Here is a 20,348-nt window from a genome sequence, read left to right as displayed (position 1 = left end):
AAAGAGGAGCCATGGACATGGTGGAGATCAAGACGGATGCCGCGCTGGCGGCCATGCGGGAAGCCGGCCGCGTCGTGGCGCACGCGCTCGCCGCCGCCCGTGAGGCGGCGCGCGTCGGCGTGTCGCTGCGGGAACTGGACGAGGCAGCCCGGGCCGTCCTGGACGCGGCGGGCGCGCGGTCGCCGTTCCTCGGCTACCGGCCGTCGTTCGCGCCCACGCCCTTCCCCGCGGTGCTCTGCACCTCCGTCAACGACGCGCTCGTGCACGGCATCCCCACCGACTACCGGCTGCGGGACGGCGACCTGGTGAGCGTCGACTGCGGCGCCGAACTGGACGGCTGGACCGGCGACGCCGCGATCAGCTTCACCGTGGGCACGCCCCGCCCCGCGGACGTCCGGCTCATCGAGGCCACCCGGCGGGCGCTCGACGCCGGGATCGCCGCGGCCACCGTCGGCAACCGCATCGGCGACATCTCGCACGCCATCGGCACCGTCGCCCGCGAGGCCCGGTGCGGCATGCCCGCGGACTTCGGCGGCCACGGCATCGGCCGCCGGATGCACGAGGATCCCCATGTGCCCAACCAGGGTCGCCCCGGCCGTGGTTACCCGCTGCGGCACGGGCTCGCCCTGGCCATCGAGCCGATGCTGATGGCTGGGGGGCGCGGCGGCTACCGCACGGCCTCCGACGGCTGGACGCTGCACACCGAGGACGGCAGCCGGGCCGCCCACTTCGAGCACACCGTCGCCGTCACGGAGGAGGGTCCGCGCATCCTCACCGCGCCGTGACCTGGTCCTCCAGTGCGGAGCGCAGCCAGGTGTGGGAGGCGCCCGGGGTCGGCTGCCCGGGGCCCCGCAACTCGCCCACGAGCTGCCAGTAGCGGTCGATGCGGGGCTCCACGGCCAGCATGCCGCTCAGCCGGCGGCGGAAGCGGGGGGTGTCCCGCGCGCCGAACGACCGCGCGTGGGCGGTGACGAAGCAGTCGAGCGCCTCGCCCGCGCCCGGCGCGCGTCCGGCCAGGACGTCCGGCGCGGCCAGTTCGTAGGCCTCGTACAGCCCCTCGTACAGGACGGCCGGACGGGGGCCCGCGTCGGGCCGGTGCGCCGCGAGCCGGTGCACGGCGCCGGGCGGGCAGGAGGCCGAGGTGAAGGCGTGCAGCCGGGCGAAGGCCAGCACCTGCGCCGGGCTCGGCTCGTCCGGCGGTTGCGGCACGGCGAGTTCGACGACCCGGGCCAGCACCGGGGCGGGCAGCCGCGCGGGCTGCAGCCAGCGGCGCCAGAAACGGGCCATCGGGTCCGTGCTGGGTGGTACGGGGACGGCTCCGACGAGCTCCAGCCGCTCGGCGCGTTCCTCGGCGGTGCAGTCCCGCAGCAGTCGCAGGGCGGCCTCCCGCCAGCGCAGCGCGGCCAGTTGGGAGCCGAGGGTCCGCAAGTGGCCCGCGACGACGTCCTCCAGGGCGTCCTCCCGCTCCAGGGCCCGCCCCACATCCGGCACCGGCAGGTCCAGGGCGCGCAGGGAGCGGATCAGGCGCAGCCGGGTGAGCGCCTCGGGGGCGTAGCGGCGGTGGCCGCCCGCGCTGCGGCCGGACTCGGGCAGCAGTCCGCGGTCGGAGTAGAAACGGACGGTCTTGACGGAGACGCCGGCCCGCTCGGCGAGCTCCCCGATGCTCAACGTGCTGTCGGCTTCCACCGCTTGAACCTCCCTCAGGGGGAGCTCCTACCGTACCGGCGAGCGCGGACGGCCGGGACGGCCGCTCCGCGGACCACCGCGTGCGGGGAGGCACACATGACCGTGTTCGTACTCGTTCCCGAGGCCCACACGGGCGGCTGGGTGTGGGAGGACGTCGCCGGCCGGCTGCGCGGGGCGGGCGCCGGAGCCCACCCGGTGACCCTCACCGGCATGGCCGGCTCAGGCCGCCCGGCCGGGCCCGGCACCGTACTGGAGACCCATGTCGAGGACGTCCTGCGGGTCGTCGACTCCCTGGACGCGACGGATGTGGTGCTCGTCGGCCACGGCTACGGCATCCACCCGGTCGTCGCCGCCGCCGACCGGCGGCCCGGCCGCATCGCCCGCGTCGTCCACTTGGACGCGGGCATGCCCCGGGACGGCGACCCGCCGCTGGCGCTCCTGCCCGACCAGGAACTGCGCGCCCGGCTCTCGGCCCCGGCCGCCCCGGGCGACGACGAGTGGCGCGTCGCACCGCCCGCGCCCGGGGCATGGGAGCGCTGGGGCAGTACGGCCGGCGTGCCCGCCGCGGCGCTGGCCCGGCTCGCCGCCGACGCCGCACCCCAGCCGGCCGGGACGCTCACCCGGCCGCTGCGCCTGTCAGGGGTGGCCGCCGCCCTGCCGGCGACCGGTGTCCTGTGCACCGGCAACGGTTCGAGCATCGCCATGGTGGAGGGGCTGGTGGCCCTGGGGCACCCTGAATTCCAGGCGCTCACGGACCCCCGCGTCGGCTTCTTCGAACTCGCCACCGGCCACTGGCCGATGCTCTCTGCACCCGGCGAACTCGCCGGCGTCCTGCTGAAGGCCGCCGCCGGTGAGGGCCACCGGATCGCCGCGACGGACGAACCACCGGCGCACCTGCGGCCGTTCCTCCTCGACGTGCCCGAACGGGCCCGTGAGCGCCGCGGACGGACCGACCTGTACCTCCCGGACGGCGGTGGCGGACCCCGCCCGGCCGTGGTCTTCGTGCACGGCGGCCCGGTGCCGGCCGGCGCGCGGCCCACTCCGCGCGACTGGCCGGCCTTCGTCGGGTACGGCCGCCTCGCGGCGGCTCTCGGAGCGGTCGGCGCGACGGTCGACCACCGGCTGCACGAACTCGGTGACTTCCCGCGCGCCGCCGGGGACCTCGCCGAGGCGGTGGAGCTCGTCCGCGCCGATCCGCGGGTCGACGCCGGCCGGGTCGCGCTGTGGTTCTTCTCCGCCGGCGGGCTGCTGTCCGCGGACTGGCTGGCGGCGCCCCCGCCGTGGCTGCGCTGCGTCGCCGCCACCTACCCCGTCCTCGCGCCGCTGCCCAACTGGGGCCTGGCCGCCTCCCGTTTCCGGCCGGTGGCCGCGCTGCACGGCGCGAGCACGCCGCCGGTCGTCCTGACCCGGGTGGGACGGGAGCGGCCGGAGATCGCGGTGACCGTCGAGGAGTTCCTCTCCGCGGCCAAGGACGCCGGGGCGGACGTGGAGGTCGTCGACGTCCCCGACGGCGGCCACGGCTTCGAGACGACGGACCACGGCGCGCAGGCGCGCGGCGCCGTGGAGCACGCGATGCGCACCGTCCTCGGGCACCTGCGGGGCTGAGGCTCAGACCCCGGCGGGCAGCCGGGACGGGGGTACGGCCAGCACCGGGCAGGCCGCGTGCGCGACGCAGTAGCGGGCGACCGAACCGCGCAGCGCGCGCGGCAGCAGGCCGCGCGACCCCGTGCCGACGACCAGCAGGTCCTCGCTGCGCGCGGCCGCCTTCACCAGCACGTACCCGGCGGGCCCGCGCGCCGTCACGGCGCGGAAGTCCGGCATCCCGGCCAGGGCGCCGGCGCCGAAGACCTCCTCCAGCGCGACGTTCAGGCGTTGCCGCGCCTCCTGCTCCCAGTCGAAGCGCCGCGGCGGAAGCGGCACCCGGCGGTAGGTGAACTCCTCGGGGGGCGGCTCCCACGCCAGGACCGCCAGCAGTCCCGCGGACCGGGACCGGGCCTCCGCGACCGCCCGGTGCAGCGCGGCCAGACTGCCGGGGGAACCGCTCAGGCCGACGACCACCCGCCGGCCCCCGCCCGCTGTGCCCCCGTACGGCGACTCGATCACGGACTGCCTCATTTCTCGACGTACGACGAACGACCACGCGACCGGCCGCACCGAAGCGACCTGTCAGCCCATCCCGGGCGCATCGATCACCGCTCGTGCCGTGCTGCCGTCGATCCGCTCGCTGAGCCGCCCGAGCACCTCGGACCCCTCGCGGAGCGTGCCGGCGGTACGGGAGCGCCGCGCGCCCGCCTCCAGCCGGTGCCACAGCAGCGGATTCGCCTCCAGGACGCGGGGATCCAGCTCCAGCCACCGGCCGTGGGCGTCCCACAGGACCAGATGCCGTGACACACCGGCGGACTGGCGGACCACGGTCAGCGCGTCGGTCCGCACCCGCCGCTCCCGCAGCGTGCCGCGCACCGCCAGCCACCCGTCGCCCGCGGTCACCCGGGCCGGGTGGAGCAGCGCGAGCACGATCAGGGCCAGGACCAGCCACAGTGCCGCGCGCCGCGGGGTGAGCGTCCCCGCGACCGCGTCGAGCGGCACCGCCAGGCACAGGAAGGCGACCGCGTACCCCAGCGCGCGCCGCAGGTCGGCGCGCCAATGGCGGTCACCGACGGTGCCCTGCTGCCCGGGCCGGGGAGCCGTTCGCCGTTCCATGGGGCCGACCGTAGGCAGGGCGGCGCCCGCCAGGCGTGGCCCTGACGGCCCCTTGACGAGCGCCGGTCCGGTCTTTGCGCACCCCTGACGGACGGGGGCTCAGCCGACGTGGACGCGGGGCCTGCGGCTGCGGTCGGGCTCGGCCTCGCGCAGCACCTCGCGGGTGACCGGGGCGACCTCGCCCTGCCCGAAGAGGAAGAAGCGCAGGAAGTTGGCGAAGGGGGTGCCCTCGGTCCACTCGAAGTAGATGTGCGGACGCTGCCCGGTGGTGTCGCGGACATGCAGCAGGAAGGCCGCCAGCGCGTTGGGGATGGAGGAGCTCTCCAGGGTCAGGACGCGGTAGCGGTCGTGGAGGACCTCGCCGCGGACCACCAGGCCCGCCTCGAACTCGGACGGGTCGGCGACGGTCACCTCGACGAAGACGAAGTCCTCCTCGGCCGGCAGGTCGTTGTCGGACCGGATCTGCTTGATCTTGTCCCGGTACTCGGCGGCGTCCCGCCGGTCGGGCTCGTTGGCGATGAAGCGGATCGTGCGGTGGGAGATGTCCCGTACGAAGCGCTCGGCCATGTCGTCGGTGGTGATGCCGGTGATGCGCAGTTCGAAGGCGCGGGCGAGCCGCGACAGCAGGGAGATCAGCATGATGCCGACGATGAAGCAGGCACCGATCTTGACGCCGTCCGGGCGCTCGAAGACGTTGACGACCGTGGTGTAGAGGAAGACGGCCGAGATCACCCCGAAGGCGATCGTCCAGTTGCGCTGCCCCGCCTTGCGGGCGGCGATGGTCACCGCGATCGCCGCGGAGGAGATGAGCACCAGGACACCGGTCGCGTACGCGCCGCCCTGGGCGTCGACGTTGGCGTCGAAGATCCAGGTGACCAGGAACGCGACCAGGGTGAAGACCAGCACCATCGGCCGCACCGCGCGCGCCCAGTGCGGCGCCATGCCGTAGCGCGGCAGGTAGCGCGGCATGAGGTTGAGGAGGCCGGCCATCGCCGAGGCGCCGGCGAACCACAGGATGCAGATCGTCGACACGTCGTAGACGGTGCCGAAGGCGTTGCCCAGGTACTCGTGCGCGAGGTAGGCCAGCGCGCGGCCGTTGGCCTGGCCGCCGGCCTCGAACTCGTCGGCGGGGATCAGCAGCGTGGTGATGAAGCTGGTGGTGATCAGGAAGCAGCTCATGATCACGGCGGCCGTGGTCAGCAGCTTCTTCGTGTCCCGGATCCGCCCGGCGGGACGCTCCTCGGTGTCGGACGGGTCGCCCTTGACGTGCGGCATCACCGCCACACCGGTCTCGAAGCCGGACAGGCCCAGCGCCAGCTTGGGGAAGACCAGCAGCGCCACCCCGACCATCACCAGGATGTTGCCGTGCTGCGTGGTCAGGGCGTTCGACCAGTCGGTGACCACGTGCCCGGCGGTGGCCACGTGCCACAGGCCGACGACCACGACGACCACGTTGAGCGCCAGGTAGAGGCCCACGAGGGCGACCGCGACGCCGATCGCCTCCAGGAAGCCCTTCATGAAGACCGCGCCGAGCAGCGCGACCAGCAGCAGCGTGATGAGCATCTGCTTCCCGTGCAGCGCCTCGGTCAGGTGCGGGTTCTCCACCAGGTGGGTGGAGGCGTCGGCCGCGGACAAGGTGATGGTGATCAGGAAGTCCGTCGCCGCGAAGCCCAGCAGCGTCAGGACGAAGAGCTTGCCCTTCCAGAACGACAGCAGCCGCTCCAGCATGGCGATCGAGCCCTCGCCGCGGGGGCTCTCCTCGGCCACCCGGCGGTACACGGGCAGGGCGCCGGCCAGCGTGACGATCACCAGCACGATGGTGGCCACCGGCGAGAGCAGGCCCGCCGCCAGCGCCGCGATGCCGGGCTGGTAGCCCAGGGTGGAGAAGTAGTCGACACCCGTCAGGCACATCACCCGCCACCAGCGCTGGCCGTGGTCGTGCCGTTCCGGGACCGCCTGCCCGCCCTGCTGGTGCCGGGCCATGTCCGACAGGCCCTCGAGCATCCACGCGCGCAGCCGACTCGTAGGGACGGGGGAGGTCATCGATGCTCCTGACGTGCTGCCACTGGTTCCCGCCACCACGAGATGGCCTGGTCAGCGTACGCATCGGTCGGCGCCCGATTTCCCGTACCGCCGCTTCGCGCCGTTAAGATTCCGTCAAGAGTGGGGGTTACGTCCCTGATGCGCCCTTTACGCCCGCCGGCCCGGTCAGGACATGGGTACGAGGACGTCATGGTGCGGTCCGCCCAGGACGACCTTGAGCGCTCCGGTGTCGGCCGCCGCCGCGAAGACGTCGTAGGCCTCCGCCGTCTCGTGCAGTTCGAAGGTGTGCGTGACGAACGCGCCGGTGGGCAGCTTCCGCGCCTCCAGCAGGCGCAGCAGGGTGGGCGTGGAGTACGTGTCGACCAGGCCCGTGGTGATGGTGACGTTGCGGTTCCACAGCTGCTCCAGGTGGAGCGTGACCGGTCGGCCGTGCACCCCCGCGTTCGCCACCCGGCCGCCGGGCCGGACCATCCGCGTGCACATCTCGAAGGTCTCCGGAAGCCCCACGGCCTCGATCACCACGTCCGCGCCGAGCCCTCCGGTGAGGTCGTCGACCAGCTGCTCGGGCTGCTCGCCCGCCGTGACCACGGCGTCCGCGCCCAGGTTCTTCGCCGCCTGCAGGCGCGCCGCGGCCAGGTCGACGGCGATCACCGTGTGCGGGGAGCACAGCTGGGCCGTGGCGACGGCGGCCAGGCCGATCGGACCGCAGCCGACCACCACGACCGTGTCCCCGGGCCGGACCCCGCCGTTGAGCACGCCCACCTCGTAGGCGGTGGGGAAGATGTCGGAGAGCAGGACGGCGTCGTGCCCGCCCACGTTGTGCGGCAGCGGGTGCAGGGAGGTGTCGGCGTACGGTACGCGCACGTACTCCGCCTGCGTGCCGTCGATCAGGTGCCCGAGCACCCAGCCGCCGCCGTCCTGGCACTGCCCGTAGGCCTGCTCACGGCAGAACCGGCAGCGTCCGCACCCGGAGACGCAACTGACCAGCACCCGGTCGCCGGGCTGGAGGGCGTCCACCTCCGCGCCGGTCTCGACGACCTCGCCCACGGCCTCGTGGCCGAGCACCGTACCGGGAGCGACGTCCGGCACGTTGCCCTTGAGGATGTGCAGGTCGGTGCCGCAGATCGCTGCGGTGTCGACGCGGACGATGGCGTCCCTCGCGTCCTGGAGGACCGGGTCGGCCACCTCCTGCCAGGCGGCCCGTCCCGGACCCTGGAAGACCCATGCCTTCATGGCGTTCCGCTCCTTCGGGCTGAGGTGTGTCCCCCCTACCAGCGTGGGCGCGGCGGGCGGCCCTCGCATCCGGCGCCGGGACCGCCCGTCACACCCGGTTCGGCGTCAGATCGAAGCGCACGTCGACGACGCCCTCGACGGACCGCACCAGGCGGTCCGCCACCGGCACCAGGGAGCGGTCCCCGAGCAGCCCGCTCAGGGTGACGACCCCTTCTTCGACGTCGACCTCGAGGGACCGCCACGCGCCGGGGAACAGCCGTGCGACCACGTTCTCCCGGACGTCGCGGGCGATGTCCTCGTCGGACCGCAGGAAGACCTTCAGCAGGTCGCCCCGGCTGACCACGCCCTTGAGCATGCCCCGGGCGTCGACGACCGGCAGCCGCTTGACCTGGTGCCGCGCCATGGCGCGGGCCGCCTGCGCGAGCGAGGCGTCGCCGCGCACGGTGACCGCGGGCGCGGTCATCAACTGCTCGGCGGTGAGCGCGGCCGCCCTGCCCGACGCGCCGGCCCCGCCCACCGGGGGCGGCCCGTCCACGCGGTGCTCCTCCTTGCGCAGCAGGTCGGCCTCGGAGACGACGCCCACCACGTGAGTCCCGTCCTCCACCACCGGTACCGCGCTGACGTGCCACTGCTCCAGGGCCCGCACGATCTCCTTGAACGACGCGCGGCGGGTGACCGCGACGACCCTGCACGTCATCACGTCGCCCACCGCCTTCGGCTGCCGGACGGCGTTCATGGCGGCCTCCTGAACCCGGGACGCGTCCCCTGGTTCCAGTCTCGGCCGGTGCGGCGGCGTGCGCACGGTCCGGCCGGGACCCGCTCACCCCGCGAGGGTGAGCGGCACCGTGTCGAGGACGACCCGGCGGCCGTCCTCGGCGGACAGCACGTACGCCGTGAGGGTGCCCGGCCCACCGGCCGCGCGGTAGGGCACGGTCACGTCGAAGGTGCCCCGGGTGCCGCTGCCCGAGGTGGCCGCCACCCGTACGTCGGCGACCGTGCGGCCGGCCCCGTCGGAGATCCGCAGCCGGAACTCCGCCTCGAAGGTGTCGGCCGTGCCGTGGACGCGCAGCGGGGCGGTGACGGTGTCGCCGAGGAGCGGTGACTCCACGAGGACGGCGGGGGAGAGCTCCTCGAAGTCGGTGCGGCCGACGGGCGGGCCGGTGGCGACCGTGCCGAGTCCGGCCGGCGGCCCGCCGTCCACGCGCAAGCGCACCTTCTCGACGCCGGGGAACGCCGTCGCGGTGAACACCACCTGGGCGAGCCGGGCTTCCACGGGTGTGCCGGGGACGGCGTCGTCGTAGCGGCCCGAGAGGTCGACGGTGGCGACGCGGTCCCGTACGGCCAGCGATCGCAGCGCCGTCCCTGACGGGATCGCCGTCGCCCGGCCGTGACCGCGCTCGAAGCCGTTCGGGCCGGCGAGCAGGGCCCGCAGGGCCGCGGCGGCGGTCGCCGGGCCGGTCACCGTGCGCGGCGCAGCCGACAGTTTGCCCTCGTGCAGGAAGTAGACGGCCGCGTGGACCCGGCGGGGTGTGGTGGATGCCGACGCGGATGCCGACGCGGTCGGGTCCGGCGACCCGCCGCCCGGCGTGGCCGGCGCAGTGCCGGGTTCGCCGGATGCGGCGGTCCGGGAGGGAGCCCCGGAGGCCTCCCGGCCGGAGCCGCCGCAGGCGGACAGCAGGGCGAGGAGCACGAGCGCGGCCGCGAGCGCCCGCGCGGGGCGTGCGGCGGCGGGCCGGGCACCGTCCATGTGGATCCTCCCCTCCGGCATGCGCACAGAGTGCCCGCTCCCGCCCGCGTACGCCATCACCCGGGAGGGTCAGCTACCGGGTACGACCCCTGCGGGGCGGCGGAACAGGGCCGCCCAGAGGAAGTCCTCACCGAAGCACGCGGAATCCGCCGGCTCACCGCGCATGCGGCGCAGCTCGACCTCCGCCAGTCCGGAGAAGATCCGGCGCAGCGCCTCCGGGCTGTAGGCCAGGCCGCCGTGCAGCCGGGAATCGCGGTAGAAGTCCGCGTCGTCGAGCTCGGACCCCATGGCGCCGGCGGCGAAGCACGTCAGCGCCAGATGCCCGCCGGGCGCCAGGACCCCGTCCAGCAGCGCGAGGTAGCTGATGCGCCGGTGCGGCGGCAGATGGTGGAAGCAACCCGAGTCGTGGACCAGGTCGTACGGGCCGCGCAGAACCGTCCCGGCCAGGGCGAAGGCGTCACCGCGGTGGAACCGCACGGCCGCACCGGCCTCGCGGGCCCGCTCCTGCGCCCAGGCGATCGCGGCGGGGGAGAGGTCGACCGCGTCCACCGTGAACCCCCGTGCGGCCAGGTACCGCGCGTTGCGTCCCGGACCGCACCCGAGGTCGAGGACCCGGCCGCCCGGCGCGATCAGGCCCCGGTCGAGCCACTCCACGAGGTTCTCGTCCGGCTTGTCCACGAAGAACGGCACCGGCCGGGACCGGTCCGCGTAGAACGCGTCCCACCAGTCGGCCGCCCCTTCCGTCCAGCGGTCGGCCCCCGCCGCGAACAGGTCGTCCAGGAGCCTCAGCACGTCGTCGACGTCGCGGATACCACGGTCCATCAGATCCCCTTTCCCGATGGGGAGACGCTAGGGTCCGCAGCCTCGAAAGCCCAGCTCAGCGCGGGTGCCCCAACCGCCCGTACGCCCGCCTCCCCCACCCCGGCACCACCCCCGGGCCGCCCTGCCCGCACCCCCTCCGCGAGTCCGCCCGCAACCCCTCCGGCGCCCGCCCCGGCCCCTTTCCCGGGCGCGCCAGGGACGGTTTCCCGACGGATTTCCCAGCCGCCGGCACGAGGGGCCCGAGTGGTGTCACTGCCCCAAGGTCGCCGCGTGGTCCGGGACGTAGGTCTGCAGGTCGCGGGGCGGGCGCTGGTAGCCGGTCGACTCGGGGCGGGGCGGGAGTTCGATGGCGGGGAGGGGGACCTCCTCGTAGGGGATGCCGGCGAGCAGGTGGGCGATCATGTTGATGCGGGCCGCGCGCTTGTCGTCGCTGCCCACGACGTACCAGGGGGCCTCGGGGATGTCGGTGTGCACGAACATCTCGTCCTTGGCGCGGGAGTACGCCTCCCAGCGAGTGATGGACTCCAGGTCCATCCCCGACAGCTTCCAGCGCCGGGTCGGGTCCTCCAGGCGGGTCCGGAACCGCTGCTCCTGCACGGCGTCGCTGACCGAGAACCAGTACTTGCGCAGGATGATGCCGTCCTCGATCAGCAGCCGTTCGAAGATCGGGCACTGGTGCAGGAAGCGCACGTGCTCCTCGGGGGTGCAGAAGCCCATCACGTGCTCCACACCGGCGCGGTTGTACCAGCTCCGGTCGAACAGCACGATCTCCCCGCCGGCCGGCAGATGGTCGACGTAGCGCTGGAAGTACCACTGGGTGCGCTCGCGTTCGGTCGGCGCGGGGAGCGCCGCGATGCGCGCGATGCGGGGGTTGAGGTGTTCCGTCACCCGCTTGATCGTGCTGCCCTTGCCGGCCGCGTCGCGTCCCTCGAAGACGATGACGAGCCTGTGCCCGCCGGCCCGGACCCACTCCTGCAGCTTGACCAACTCGACCTGCAGCCGCAGCAGTTCCCGCTCGTACATGCCGCGCGGCAGGCGGTCCTGGCGCTTGTTGTCACCCATGCCCCGGTGCCCTCGCTTCCGTAGGACGCCCACGGTACGGGTCCCCGGGCGGGCCCCGGGGGAGGCTCAGCCGAGCGGGCCGGTGCCGCCCGGGGCGCCGACGGCGTGACCGGGGGCGGTCGCCGGGAACGGGAGCCAGGGGCCGCGGGCGTGACCGCGGCCGTGGGCGTGCGGGTGCGGAACCGTGGCGAAGGGGGGCAGCAGTTCGGCGTCGTCCGCGCGCTGCGGGGCGGTCCGGGGGGTGGCCGCCGTCGGGGGCTCGGCCGCTTCGGCGGCCGGGGAGGCGGGTGCGTACGGGGTGTCCGTCGTGGGTGCCGCGGTCGGGGACGGGGTGGACGCCGGCGGCGTGGGGTCCGGCGTCTGCGTCGGGGGCGGCGTGGTCGGCGGCGGGGTGGTCGGCGGCGGGGTGGGCGTCGCCGGCGGGGTGGCGGTGTGGCTGGGCTTGGGGGTCGGCGTGCTCGCGGGGGGCTTCGGCTGGGCCGGCCCGGTGTGGGCGGGCTTCGGCGTGGTCTTCACCGGCTTGGGCTTCTTGGCCTTGGTCTTCACCTTCGCCTTGGCCGGGGCCGCCCCCTTCGACGGAGTCGCGCCGGTGCCCTTCGTCTCCTTCGCCTCCGGTGCCGCGTCACGCCGGCCGCTGTCGGCGTCGACCAGGCCGTGCTCCGGCTGCTCGGACGCGCTCGGCAGGATCGAGGTGACGTGGACCTTGGACGAGCCGGACGCGCGGTCCGCCCCGGTGCCGTCCGAGCCCGACTGCTGGAGCGCCCACGCGGTGCCGCCGAAGGCCGCGGCGGAGGCGACAGCCGCGGCGGACAGCTTGAGCCGCAGGGAACGCCCGCGGCGGTGCTTGGCCTGGTTGCGCATGTGAGACGAGGACCCTTTCAGCTAGCCCCCGCCCGGAATGCCGGCTGCCGCGCTGCGCGGCCGGGGCCGGATACGTCAGGACTCTGCGGGAGCATTCCCGCGGGCGCAAGGGCCTGACCTGCACAGTCGCCGGAAGCGGAGTATGTGATTCCGAAAAGCCGCAGGTCAAAGCCATGATGAACAGCGCAAATCGGTGCATGTGACATCGCCCACGTCGCTCACGGGACGGAAGTCCCGCAGTGGTGCACAGGGGTCTTTACGCTTTCCATTGGACATTGTGGACGGATCCCCCGGTGCAGCGCGGCGGGCCGTCGACGCGAAGATCCACCGGCTTGCATACTCGGGAGCGCGGTTCGGCAACCGAAGCCACCAAAACCACCTTGCGGAGGCATGGACGTGGAGTACACGAAACTCGGCGGCACGGGTCTGGACGTCTCCCGGATCTGCCTGGGCTGCATGAGCTACGGCACCCCCGAGCGCGGCAACCACCCGTGGACGCTGGACGAGGACGCCGCCCGCCCCCTGATACGCGGCGCCGTCGAGGCCGGCATCACCTTCTTCGACACCGCCAACGTCTACTCCGACGGCACCAGCGAGGAGATCGTCGGCCGGGCCCTCGCCGAGTACGCGTCCCGCGAGGAGATCGTGCTGGCCACCAAGGTGAACGGCCGCATGCGCCCCGGCGCGAACGGGGCGGGTCTGTCGCGCAAGGCCGTGCTCACCGAGATCGACGCGAGCCTGCGCCGCCTCGGCACGGACTACGTGGACCTCTACATCATCCACCGCTGGGACCCGCACACCCCGATCGAGGAGACCATGGAGGCCCTGCACGACGTGGTGAAGTCGGGCAAGGCGCGGTACATCGGTGCGTCCTCCATGTACGCCTGGCAGTTCTCCAAGGCCCAGTACACGGCGGAGCGCCACGGCTGGACGAAGTTCGTCAGCATGCAGAACCACTACAACCTCCTCCACCGCGAGGAGGAGCGTGAGATGCTGCCGCTCTGCGCGGACCAGGGCGTCGGCGTGACCCCCTGGAGCCCGCTCGCCCGGGGGCGGCTGACCCGCGACTGGGACACCGTCAGCGCCCGGCAGGAGACCGACGAGTTCGGCGGCACCCTCTACCTTGACGAGGACCGGGTGATCGTCGAGGCCGTCGCGGCCATCGCCGCACGGCGCGGACTGTCGCGGGCCCAGATCGCCCTGGCGTGGCTGCTGGGTAAGCCCGGGATCACGGCGCCGATCGTGGGCGTGGGCAAGGAGGCGCACCTGCGGGACGCCGTCGCCGCCCTGGACGTGCGCCTCACCCAGGAGGAGCTGAAGGAGTTGGAGAGCCCCTACCGGCCGCACGGCGTCGTGGGCTTCTCCTGAGCCGCCACCGTGCCGGGGCCGGGGCCGCGCCGGCCCCGGCCCCGGCCCCGGCCCCGGCCGCCGTCAAGGCGTGATGTTCTGGTTGAGGTGGAACAGGTTCCCGGGGTCGTACGTCCGCTTGACCTCGACGAGCCGGTCGTAGTTGCCCTTGTAGTTGGCCCGGATCCGCCCCTGGTCGTCCCCGGCCATGAAGTTGACGTACCCGCCCTCCTCCGAGAGCGGCGCCAGGGCGCGGTAGTAGTCGCGCACCCAGGCCACGTTGGCCTCGTTGGCCGCGGGATCCGGCCACATGCCGGCGATCACGGTGGCGAAGGACGCGTCGCGGTAGGCGAAGGCTGTCGCGTCCGCGGGGACGCGGTGGCAGGCGCCGTCGATCGGGTAGATGTGCACGGTCGAGTTCACGGCGGGCAGGCCGGCCGCGTGCTCGAGGTGCGCGGCGATGGCCTCGTCGGTCAGCTCGGTGACGAAGTTGGCCTTCCAGTAGTGCTGGAGGCCGGGCGGCACGAGGCCGTCGAAGGCGGTGTTGAGCGCCGGGTACGGCATCGGGCCGATGTGCTCGGCGACGACCGGCGCCATGTCGTGGAAGGGCCGCAGCGCCCGCTCGCCCTCGTCGAGCGGGCCGGCCCAGCAGCTCACGGTGGCGACGTGGACCCTGCCGTGCCGCTCCGGCGGGATGAAGGGCAGGGGCGGGGCGATCTGGAACGCCGGGAAGCTGCCCAGCTGTTCGGGGGCGTCGGCGATGACCTCGCGGTAGGCGTGCAGCACGCTGCCGGCGTCCTGGAGGTCGTAGAAGACGGGGCCGCCGTAGATGTCCTTGACCGGGCTGAGCCGGAACTGGAACGAGGTGACCACGCCGAAGTTGCCGCCGCCGCCGCGCAGCGCCCAGAAGAGGTCGTCGTACTCCTTCTCGCTGGCGACGAGGAAGCGCCCGTCCGCGGTGACGACGTCCGCCGAGATCAGGTTGTCGCAGCTGAGTCCGAGGCCCCGGCTGAGATAGCCGATGCCGCCGCCGAGGGTGAGGCCGCCGACGCCGGTGGTGGAGATGATGCCGCCGGTGGTGGCCAGCCCGAAGGCGTACGTCGCGGCGTTGACGTCGCCCCAGGTGGCGCCGCCCTCCGCGCGGGCGGCGCGTGATCCGGGGTCGACGCGTACGGAGCGCATCGCGGAGAGGTCCGCCACGACTCCGTCGTCGCAGGTGCCAAAGCCCGGTACGGAGTGGCCGCCGCCGCGCACGGCCAGGTCGAGCCCGTTCTCCCGGGCGTAGTCCACCGCGGCGATGACGTCGCCGGCGTTGGCGCAGCGCACGATGACGGCCGGCCGCCGGTCGATCATGGCGTTGTGAACCTGCCGTGACCCGTCGTAGGCCTCCTCGTCCGCGGTGATCACCGCCCCGCGCACGCGCTCCCGCAGCTGGTCGATTGAGGGCTTGCCCATGGCCGACGCTCCTCGTGCGCTGACGACGCAAGCCCGCCCGGGGGCGGGGCCCGCCTGGGGCCGGCGGTGCGGCTCGGCGCGACGCGCACCTTCCCCCGCGGGCCCGCCCGCCACCGGCACCGGCCTGATTCCACGCTACGCCGACGGGGCGGGGCCTCAACCCGGGGCCGTGGCCGGGCCGTGCGGGGGATGTTGGTCTAGACCTTGACAGGTATAGGCCAATCCGGTTCATTGCTGAGTGCGACACGCAACTCCCCCCACACAAGGAGCAGTTACGGTGATGCGACGTACCCTCGCCGCCCTGACCACCCTCACGGCCGCCGCCGGACTGGCGGTGGCGCTCCCCGCCGGCACGGCCTCCGCCGCGACCTGCGCCACGCCGTGGAGCGCCGGCGCCGTCTACACCGGCGGCATGACCGCCTCCTACAGCGGCCACAACTGGCAGGCCAAGTGGTGGACGCAGGGCGAGACCCCGGGCACCACCGGCGAATGGGGCGTCTGGGCCGACCAGGGCACCTGCGGCGGCGGCACGACCGACCCGGGCAACCCCGGCAACCCCTCCGGGTTCGTGGTCAGCGAGGCCCAGTTCAACCAGATGTTCCCGGGCCGGAACTCCTTCTACAGCTACAGCGGCCTGGTCGCCGCCCTCTCCGCGTACCCCGGCTTCGCCAAGACCGGGAGCGACACCGTGAAGAAGCAGGAGGCCGCCGCCTTCCTCGCCAACATCGCCCACGAGACCGGCGGACTGGTCTACATCGTCGAGCAGAACACCGCCAACTACCCCCACTACTGCGACACGAGCCAGCCCTACGGCTGCCCCGCCGGTCAGTCCGCCTACTACGGCCGCGGCCCGATCCAGCTCAGCTGGAACTTCAACTACAAGGCGGCCGGCGACGCCCTCGGCATCGACCTGCTCCACAACCCCTGGCTCGTCGAGCAGGACGCCGCCGTGGCCTGGAAGACCGGCCTCTGGTACTGGAACACCCAGAGCGGCCCCGGCACCATGACCCCGCACAACGCCATGGTGAACCAGGCAGGCTTCGGCCAGACGATCCGCTCCATCAACGGGTCCCTGGAGTGCGACGGCCGCAACCCGGCGCAGGTGCAGAGCCGCGTCAACAACTACCAGCGCTTCACCCAGATCCTGGGCGTCGCCCCGGGCGGCAACCTCACCTGCTGAACGCCTCGCCTGCGCGCAGCGGAACGTGCACCGTTGAACGGTGCATGACGCCGCCTCCCCCCGAGCGGCGGCCCGGGGGGAGGCCGCCGCTCGGGGTGCGGAACCCGTCGTGGAGCATGCCGATCCCCGTGACATCGCTGCTCAAGGCGGTCGTGGGGGCGGACGGCGGCCTGTCCCGCCGTGCGCGCCAACCTCAGATTTCCGCCTGATTCCCGGACGGCGGCAACCCGTCGTTCACGGGTTCGTCGCCGTGGGACGGCTTGCTGGGGGCGAAGTTATCTAGACAACTTTGCCCACCCGAACGCCGCCGCGGCGGCGCCGGGGCGGAGAGGACCCAACACCGTGCCATCCCTCTCACAGGTCGCCGCATCCGGAAGCAGCGTCGCGCTCGACTCCACGACGCCTCCGCAACGCGGCGACAAACTCACCTTCACCTGGTCGACGGACGCGCCCGACCCCAAGAACTGGATCGGCGTCTACGACGGGGACCGCCAGCCGGGCAGCGGCAGCGGCTCGCTGGTGTGGACGTACGTCACCGGAACCTCGGGGAGGACGACCCTCGACACCTCCGGGCTGAGCGGCGGCCCGTACACCGTCTACCTGCTGGCCAAGGACGGCTACGGCATCCTCGCCAAGACCGAGCCGTTCACCTTCGCCGGCCCGCCCACCGGCGACCTCGTCGAGCTGCGGACCCCCAAGCCCTTCGAGGGCGACAAGGTCTCCTTCCACTGGACGACGGACGCGCCCGACCCCAAGAACTGGATCGGCGTCTACGACGGCGACCGGGTCCCCGGCAACGGCGCCTCCCTCGCCTGGGAGTACACCCCCGCGGCGTCCGGTGACATCAGCATCGACACCTCCGGGCTGAGCGGCGGGCCGTACACGGCCTACCTGCTGGCCAAGGACGGCTACGGCATCCTGGCCCGCACCGCGCCCTTCAGCTTCGTGCCGCGTCCGGTCATCCCGCGTCCGCATGCGGTCGTGGACGCCGTCACCACCGCCGAGCAGACGGCGGGCACTTCCTTCTCCGTCGCGCTCGGCGGCCTGTGGATCCGGCCCGAGGGCAATGCCGAGGGCAGCGCGACCTTCAGGCGCGCCGGCGGCGACCCGTGGCTGACCGTCGCAGCGGACGGCACCGTCAGCGGCAAGGCCCCGGCCCTCGCGCCGCGCACCCCCGGCCGGCTGGTGGTCGCCGTCACCGACAGCGCCGTCGGCGGCGACACCGTCACCGTCCAGGTGCCGGTGCGCGCGAGCAGGGACCGGCTGACGCTGAAGGTCGCCACGCTCAACCTGTGGGACGCGGGCAGCCACATCGACGGCGCGCTGGAGAAGCAGCTGCGGCTGGTGCTGACCCAGGGCCTCGACGCCGTCGCGCTCCAGGAGTGCGGTGACGACGGCGCCCAGCGGCTCGCCGCCGCGCTCGGCTGGCACGTGCACCAGGCCGGCGGCCTCGGCATCGTGAGCCGCCATCCGCTCACCGGCACCGTCGCCCCCACCGCCTCGCTGCCGGCCGCCGCCGCGACGCTGCGGCTGCCCGGCGACCGCACCGTACGGCTGTGGACGGCACAGCTGGACGAGGCCGGCTACGGGCCGTACGCGGTGGTCGCGGGCCGCACGGCCGCGCAGGTCGAGGCGGCGGAGAAGGGCACCGCACGCTACCGGCAGACGCAGGCGCTGGTGGCCGCGATGCGCCGCGACATCGCCTCCCGCGGTCCCGTCGTGCTCGCCGCCGGCCTCGCCTCGCCGTCGCACCGCGACTGGACGAGCCGGACCTCGTCCGCGCACGGGGGAGCCGGCCGGCTCCGCTGGCCGGTCACCGAGGCCCTGGAGGACGCCGGCCTCACCGACGCCTTCCGCGCCGATCACTCCAGCCCCGTGAAGGACCCCGGCACCACCTGGTCACCCGTCAGGCCGCGGCGCGAGGACGGCGGCGCGGAGCCCCAGGACCGCATCGACCAGGTCCAGTACGCGGGCCCGCTCAAGGTCGTCGAGGCGCACACCCTGGTCACCGGCTGGCCCCGGCCCGTCCCGGACACCGCAGGCAACGGCTGGCCCTCCGACCACGCCGCCGCCGTCGTCACCTTCTCCCTGTCCGCCCGCGGCTGACCCCGAACGACCTAAGGAACCTTCCCCATGACCGAGTTCAGCCGCCGCGCATTCATCGGCACCGCCGCGGGAGCCGCCGCAGCCGTCGGGCTCCCCGGCACGGCCGAGGCCGCCGGGCACGGCCCGCGGCACGGCAGCATCGACGACGTCAAGCACGTGGTGATCCTGATGCAGGAGAACCGCAGCTTCGACCACTACTTCGGCACCCTCAGCGGCGTACGGGGCTTCGGCGACCGCCAGGCGGCCGTGCTGTCCAACGGCGACCCGGTGTTCCGCCAGCCCGCCCGCGGACGCGAGGAGGGCCACCTCCTGCCGTTCCGCATGGACACCACCAAGTACAACGCCCAGAACGCCGGCGGCCTCCCGCACGACTGGGACAGCGGCCACTCGGCCGTCAACAACGGCGCCATGGACAAGTGGGTGTCCGCCAAGGGCGAGCGCACCATGGGCTACTTCACCCGCGAGGACATCCCTTACCAGTACGCGCTCGCCGACGCCTTCACCCTCTGCGACGGTTACTTCTGCTCGCTCAACGGCCCCACCGACCCCAACCGCCTCTACCTGTGGACCGGCACCGCAGGCCCCGGCGTCGACGGCACCACCGGCCCGTGGACCGACAACACCCCGGTCACCGACAACCCGGTGGCGGACTGGACGACGTACGCCGAGCGGCTGGAGGACGCGGGCGTCACCTGGCGCGTCTACCACAACCCGGACGGTTCGGACGACCGCAACGGCGACTACGACGACAACGCCCTGTCGTACTTCAAGCAGTTCCACGAGTTCCCCAAGGACGACCCGCGCTACGTCAACGCCATGACGAAGTTCGACCTGACGGCGTTCGACAAGCACTGCAAGGACGGCACGCTGCCCACCGTCTCCTGGCTGGTGGCGCCGTACCTGTTCTGCGAGCACCCCGCGGCCAGCCCCGACTACGGCGCCCACTGGGTCAACACCGCGCTGCAGTCGCTGTTCTCCAACCCCGACGTGTGGAAGCACACCGTCTTCCTGCTCATGTACGACGAGAACGACGGCTACTTCGACCACGTCATCCCGCCGTTCCCCGAGCCGGGCACCAAGGACGAGTTCGCGAACGGCAAGGCCATCGGTCTGGGCAGCCGGGTGCCGCTGTGGGTCGTGTCGCCGTGGTCGCGCGGCGGCTGGGCCAACTCCCAGGTGTTCGACCACACCTCGGTGCTGCGCTTCCTCGAACGCGTCACCGGGGTGAAGGAGCCCAACATCTCGGACTGGCGGCGCACCGTCTGCGGCGACCTCACCAGCTGCTTCGACTTCACCAAACCCGACTACAGCATCCCCGCGCTGCCGGACACCCTCGCGCTGATGGCCAAGGCGGACGCCAACAACGCGCTGCCCGCGGTGAAGGTGCCCGACCGTTCGGCCATGCCGCAGCAGGAGGAGGGGCGGCGGCCGCACCGCCCGCTGCCGTACCGGCCGTGGGCCGACGTGACCGTCGACCGCGACAAGGGCAAGGTCACCTGCAGGCTGACCAACGACGGCACCGTCGGCTACCACTTCACCGTGCTGCCCAACACGGCGCTGCCCTTCACCGGCACGCCGTTCACGGTCCCGCCGCGCTCGTCGCGCACGTACGTGTGGGACGCGGCGGACACCGACGGCCGCTATGACTTCTCCGTGCACGGCGCCGACGGCTTCGTCCGCCGCTTCTCCGGGACGGTCGTCCCCGACGGCCAGGACGACGTCGCCGTGCCGGGGGTCGCGGCCACCCTGCGGCACGACGGGCGCCCGGAGCACGCGGCCGTCGAGTTCTACCTGCGCAACGACGGCGGCACCGAGGTGGCCTTCACGCTCACGCCGAACGACTTCGCCGGCAAGGAGCAGACCGTGTGGGTCAAGGCGGGCGACCGCACCCGGGTGACCTGGCGGACCGACGGCGGCCGTTACGACGTGACCGTCACCGCGGGCACCGGCACCCGCTTCGTCCAGCGGTACGCGGGAACCGTCCACTCCGTGTGAGGCACGCCGGAGGGGACGGGAGGCGGGGGTCGGGGGACGGGGGACGGGCCGGCGCCCGTCCCCTCCGGGTAGGGTCGGGGGAACCGCCCGCAGGGGCGGCCCGCACGGCAC

General features: G+C 73.6%; 17 protein-coding genes. 6 read left to right on the top strand and 11 right to left on the bottom strand.

Annotation, left to right across the window (positions count from 1 at the left end; translation table 11 throughout):
• The first annotated feature begins 17 nt into the window (after nucleotides 1–17).
• Entirely contained in the window at nucleotides 18–785 is a 768-nt protein-coding gene (gene map / locus ABZ312_RS29600; protein ID WP_500326333.1) for a type I methionyl aminopeptidase, read from the top strand.
• On the opposite strand, the gene ABZ312_RS29595 is transcribed toward map, so the two are convergent.
• On the bottom strand, nucleotides 772–1,686 hold the full coding sequence (locus ABZ312_RS29595; protein WP_500358695.1) for a helix-turn-helix domain-containing protein: 915 nt from the start codon (nucleotides 1,684–1,686) through the stop codon (nucleotides 772–774). The two genes, map and ABZ312_RS29595, sit on opposite strands and share 14 nt — an antisense overlap.
• Nucleotides 1,687–1,782: 96 nt before the next feature.
• Between ABZ312_RS29595 and ABZ312_RS29590 the strand changes: the two genes are divergently transcribed.
• Complete coding sequence (locus tag ABZ312_RS29590; protein WP_500326330.1) at nucleotides 1,783–3,291, top strand: alpha/beta hydrolase; 1,509 nt, start codon at nucleotides 1,783–1,785, stop codon at nucleotides 3,289–3,291.
• 3 nt (nucleotides 3,292–3,294) lie between these two features.
• Here ABZ312_RS29590 and ABZ312_RS29585 read toward each other — a convergent pair whose 3' ends face one another.
• The 9 genes from ABZ312_RS29585 to ABZ312_RS29545 form a co-directional block, all read right to left on the bottom strand.
• Complete coding sequence (locus tag ABZ312_RS29585) at nucleotides 3,295–3,789, bottom strand: universal stress protein (RefSeq protein WP_500439123.1); 495 nt, start codon at nucleotides 3,787–3,789, stop codon at nucleotides 3,295–3,297.
• A gap of 63 nt (nucleotides 3,790–3,852) precedes the next feature.
• Nucleotides 3,853–4,386, bottom strand: coding sequence for a hypothetical protein (locus tag ABZ312_RS29580; protein ID WP_500326327.1), 534 nt, complete (start codon nucleotides 4,384–4,386; stop codon nucleotides 3,853–3,855).
• 99 nt (nucleotides 4,387–4,485) lie between these two features.
• Nucleotides 4,486–6,429, bottom strand: a complete 1,944-nt coding sequence (locus ABZ312_RS29575) for an APC family permease (protein ID WP_500326325.1) — start codon at nucleotides 6,427–6,429, stop codon at nucleotides 4,486–4,488.
• Between the two features lie 165 nt (nucleotides 6,430–6,594).
• The gene (locus ABZ312_RS29570; protein ID WP_500358691.1) at nucleotides 6,595–7,662 is read right to left on the bottom strand and encodes an alcohol dehydrogenase catalytic domain-containing protein; all 1,068 of its coding nucleotides are present in this window, start codon (nucleotides 7,660–7,662) and stop codon (nucleotides 6,595–6,597) included.
• Between the two features lie 88 nt (nucleotides 7,663–7,750).
• Nucleotides 7,751–8,398, bottom strand: coding sequence for a CBS domain-containing protein (locus tag ABZ312_RS29565; RefSeq protein ID WP_500326321.1), 648 nt, complete (start codon nucleotides 8,396–8,398; stop codon nucleotides 7,751–7,753).
• Between the two features lie 84 nt (nucleotides 8,399–8,482).
• Nucleotides 8,483–9,430, bottom strand: a complete 948-nt coding sequence (locus ABZ312_RS29560; protein WP_500326319.1) for a GerMN domain-containing protein — start codon at nucleotides 9,428–9,430, stop codon at nucleotides 8,483–8,485.
• A gap of 48 nt (nucleotides 9,431–9,478) precedes the next feature.
• On the bottom strand, nucleotides 9,479–10,231 hold the full coding sequence (locus ABZ312_RS29555) for a class I SAM-dependent methyltransferase (RefSeq protein ID WP_500326317.1): 753 nt from the start codon (nucleotides 10,229–10,231) through the stop codon (nucleotides 9,479–9,481).
• Between the two features lie 249 nt (nucleotides 10,232–10,480).
• Nucleotides 10,481–11,293 (bottom strand): polyphosphate kinase 2, encoded by an 813-nt coding sequence (gene ppk2 / locus ABZ312_RS29550; RefSeq protein ID WP_500326315.1) that lies wholly within the window; start codon nucleotides 11,291–11,293, stop codon nucleotides 10,481–10,483.
• A 66-nt stretch (nucleotides 11,294–11,359) separates the two neighbouring features.
• The gene (locus ABZ312_RS29545) at nucleotides 11,360–12,154 is read right to left on the bottom strand and encodes a hypothetical protein (protein WP_500326314.1); all 795 of its coding nucleotides are present in this window, start codon (nucleotides 12,152–12,154) and stop codon (nucleotides 11,360–11,362) included.
• 396 nt (nucleotides 12,155–12,550) lie between these two features.
• Between ABZ312_RS29545 and ABZ312_RS29540 the strand changes: the two genes are divergently transcribed.
• Nucleotides 12,551–13,522: an aldo/keto reductase gene (locus ABZ312_RS29540; RefSeq protein WP_500326528.1), complete on the top strand. Its 972-nt coding sequence runs from the start codon at nucleotides 12,551–12,553 to the stop codon at nucleotides 13,520–13,522.
• 63 nt (nucleotides 13,523–13,585) lie between these two features.
• On the opposite strand, the gene ABZ312_RS29535 is transcribed toward ABZ312_RS29540, so the two are convergent.
• Nucleotides 13,586–14,956, bottom strand: a complete 1,371-nt coding sequence (locus ABZ312_RS29535) for an FAD-binding oxidoreductase (RefSeq protein WP_500326312.1) — start codon at nucleotides 14,954–14,956, stop codon at nucleotides 13,586–13,588.
• Between the two features lie 280 nt (nucleotides 14,957–15,236).
• On the opposite strand from ABZ312_RS29535, the gene ABZ312_RS29530 reads away from it, so the two are divergent.
• The 3 genes from ABZ312_RS29530 to ABZ312_RS29520 all read left to right on the top strand — a co-directional run bounded on the left by ABZ312_RS29530 (nucleotide 15,237) and on the right by ABZ312_RS29520 (nucleotide 20,237).
• The gene (locus tag ABZ312_RS29530; RefSeq protein ID WP_500326311.1) at nucleotides 15,237–16,136 is read left to right on the top strand and encodes a glycoside hydrolase family 19 protein; all 900 of its coding nucleotides are present in this window, start codon (nucleotides 15,237–15,239) and stop codon (nucleotides 16,134–16,136) included.
• A gap of 342 nt (nucleotides 16,137–16,478) precedes the next feature.
• On the top strand, nucleotides 16,479–18,242 hold the full coding sequence (locus ABZ312_RS29525; protein ID WP_500439122.1) for an endonuclease/exonuclease/phosphatase family protein: 1,764 nt from the start codon (nucleotides 16,479–16,481) through the stop codon (nucleotides 18,240–18,242).
• A 27-nt stretch (nucleotides 18,243–18,269) separates the two neighbouring features.
• Nucleotides 18,270–20,237 carry a phosphocholine-specific phospholipase C gene (locus ABZ312_RS29520; RefSeq protein ID WP_500326308.1) on the top strand — a complete coding sequence of 656 codons (1,968 nt, stop codon included), beginning with the start codon at nucleotides 18,270–18,272 and terminating at the stop codon, nucleotides 20,235–20,237.
• Nucleotides 20,238–20,348: the final 111 nt, after the last annotated feature.

This window comes from Streptomyces sp. NPDC006207 (assembly GCF_040613835.1).
GTDB lineage: Bacteria > Actinomycetota > Actinomycetes > Streptomycetales > Streptomycetaceae > Actinacidiphila.
The sequence above is the reverse complement of the archived record's forward strand: the minus strand, read 5'-3'. Positions and strand labels throughout refer to the sequence as shown.

Bases quoted from the DNA above. Each gene is read 5' to 3' on its own strand.
- ABZ312_RS29575 (WP_500326325.1), bottom strand. From the start codon at position 6,429: ATGACCTCCCCCGTCCCTACGAGTCGGCTGCGCGCGTGGATGCTCGAG.
- ABZ312_RS29535 (WP_500326312.1), bottom strand. From the start codon at position 14,956: ATGGGCAAGCCCTCAATCGACCAGCTGCGGGAGCGCGTGCGCGGGGCG.
- ABZ312_RS29530 (WP_500326311.1), top strand. From the start codon at position 15,237: ATGCGACGTACCCTCGCCGCCCTGACCACCCTCACGGCCGCCGCCGGA.
- ABZ312_RS29570 (WP_500358691.1), bottom strand. From the start codon at position 7,662: ATGAAGGCATGGGTCTTCCAGGGTCCGGGACGGGCCGCCTGGCAGGAG.
- ABZ312_RS29590 (WP_500326330.1), top strand. From the start codon at position 1,783: ATGACCGTGTTCGTACTCGTTCCCGAGGCCCACACGGGCGGCTGGGTG.
- ABZ312_RS29555 (WP_500326317.1), bottom strand. From the start codon at position 10,231: ATGGACCGTGGTATCCGCGACGTCGACGACGTGCTGAGGCTCCTGGAC.
- ABZ312_RS29545 (WP_500326314.1), bottom strand. From the start codon at position 12,154: ATGCGCAACCAGGCCAAGCACCGCCGCGGGCGTTCCCTGCGGCTCAAG.
- ABZ312_RS29565 (WP_500326321.1), bottom strand. From the start codon at position 8,398: ATGAACGCCGTCCGGCAGCCGAAGGCGGTGGGCGACGTGATGACGTGC.
- map (WP_500326333.1), top strand. From the start codon at position 18: ATGGTGGAGATCAAGACGGATGCCGCGCTGGCGGCCATGCGGGAAGCC.
- ABZ312_RS29520 (WP_500326308.1), top strand. From the start codon at position 18,270: ATGACCGAGTTCAGCCGCCGCGCATTCATCGGCACCGCCGCGGGAGCC.
- ppk2 (WP_500326315.1), bottom strand. From the start codon at position 11,293: ATGGGTGACAACAAGCGCCAGGACCGCCTGCCGCGCGGCATGTACGAG.
- ABZ312_RS29580 (WP_500326327.1), bottom strand. From the start codon at position 4,386: ATGGAACGGCGAACGGCTCCCCGGCCCGGGCAGCAGGGCACCGTCGGT.
- ABZ312_RS29560 (WP_500326319.1), bottom strand. From the start codon at position 9,430: ATGCCGGAGGGGAGGATCCACATGGACGGTGCCCGGCCCGCCGCCGCA.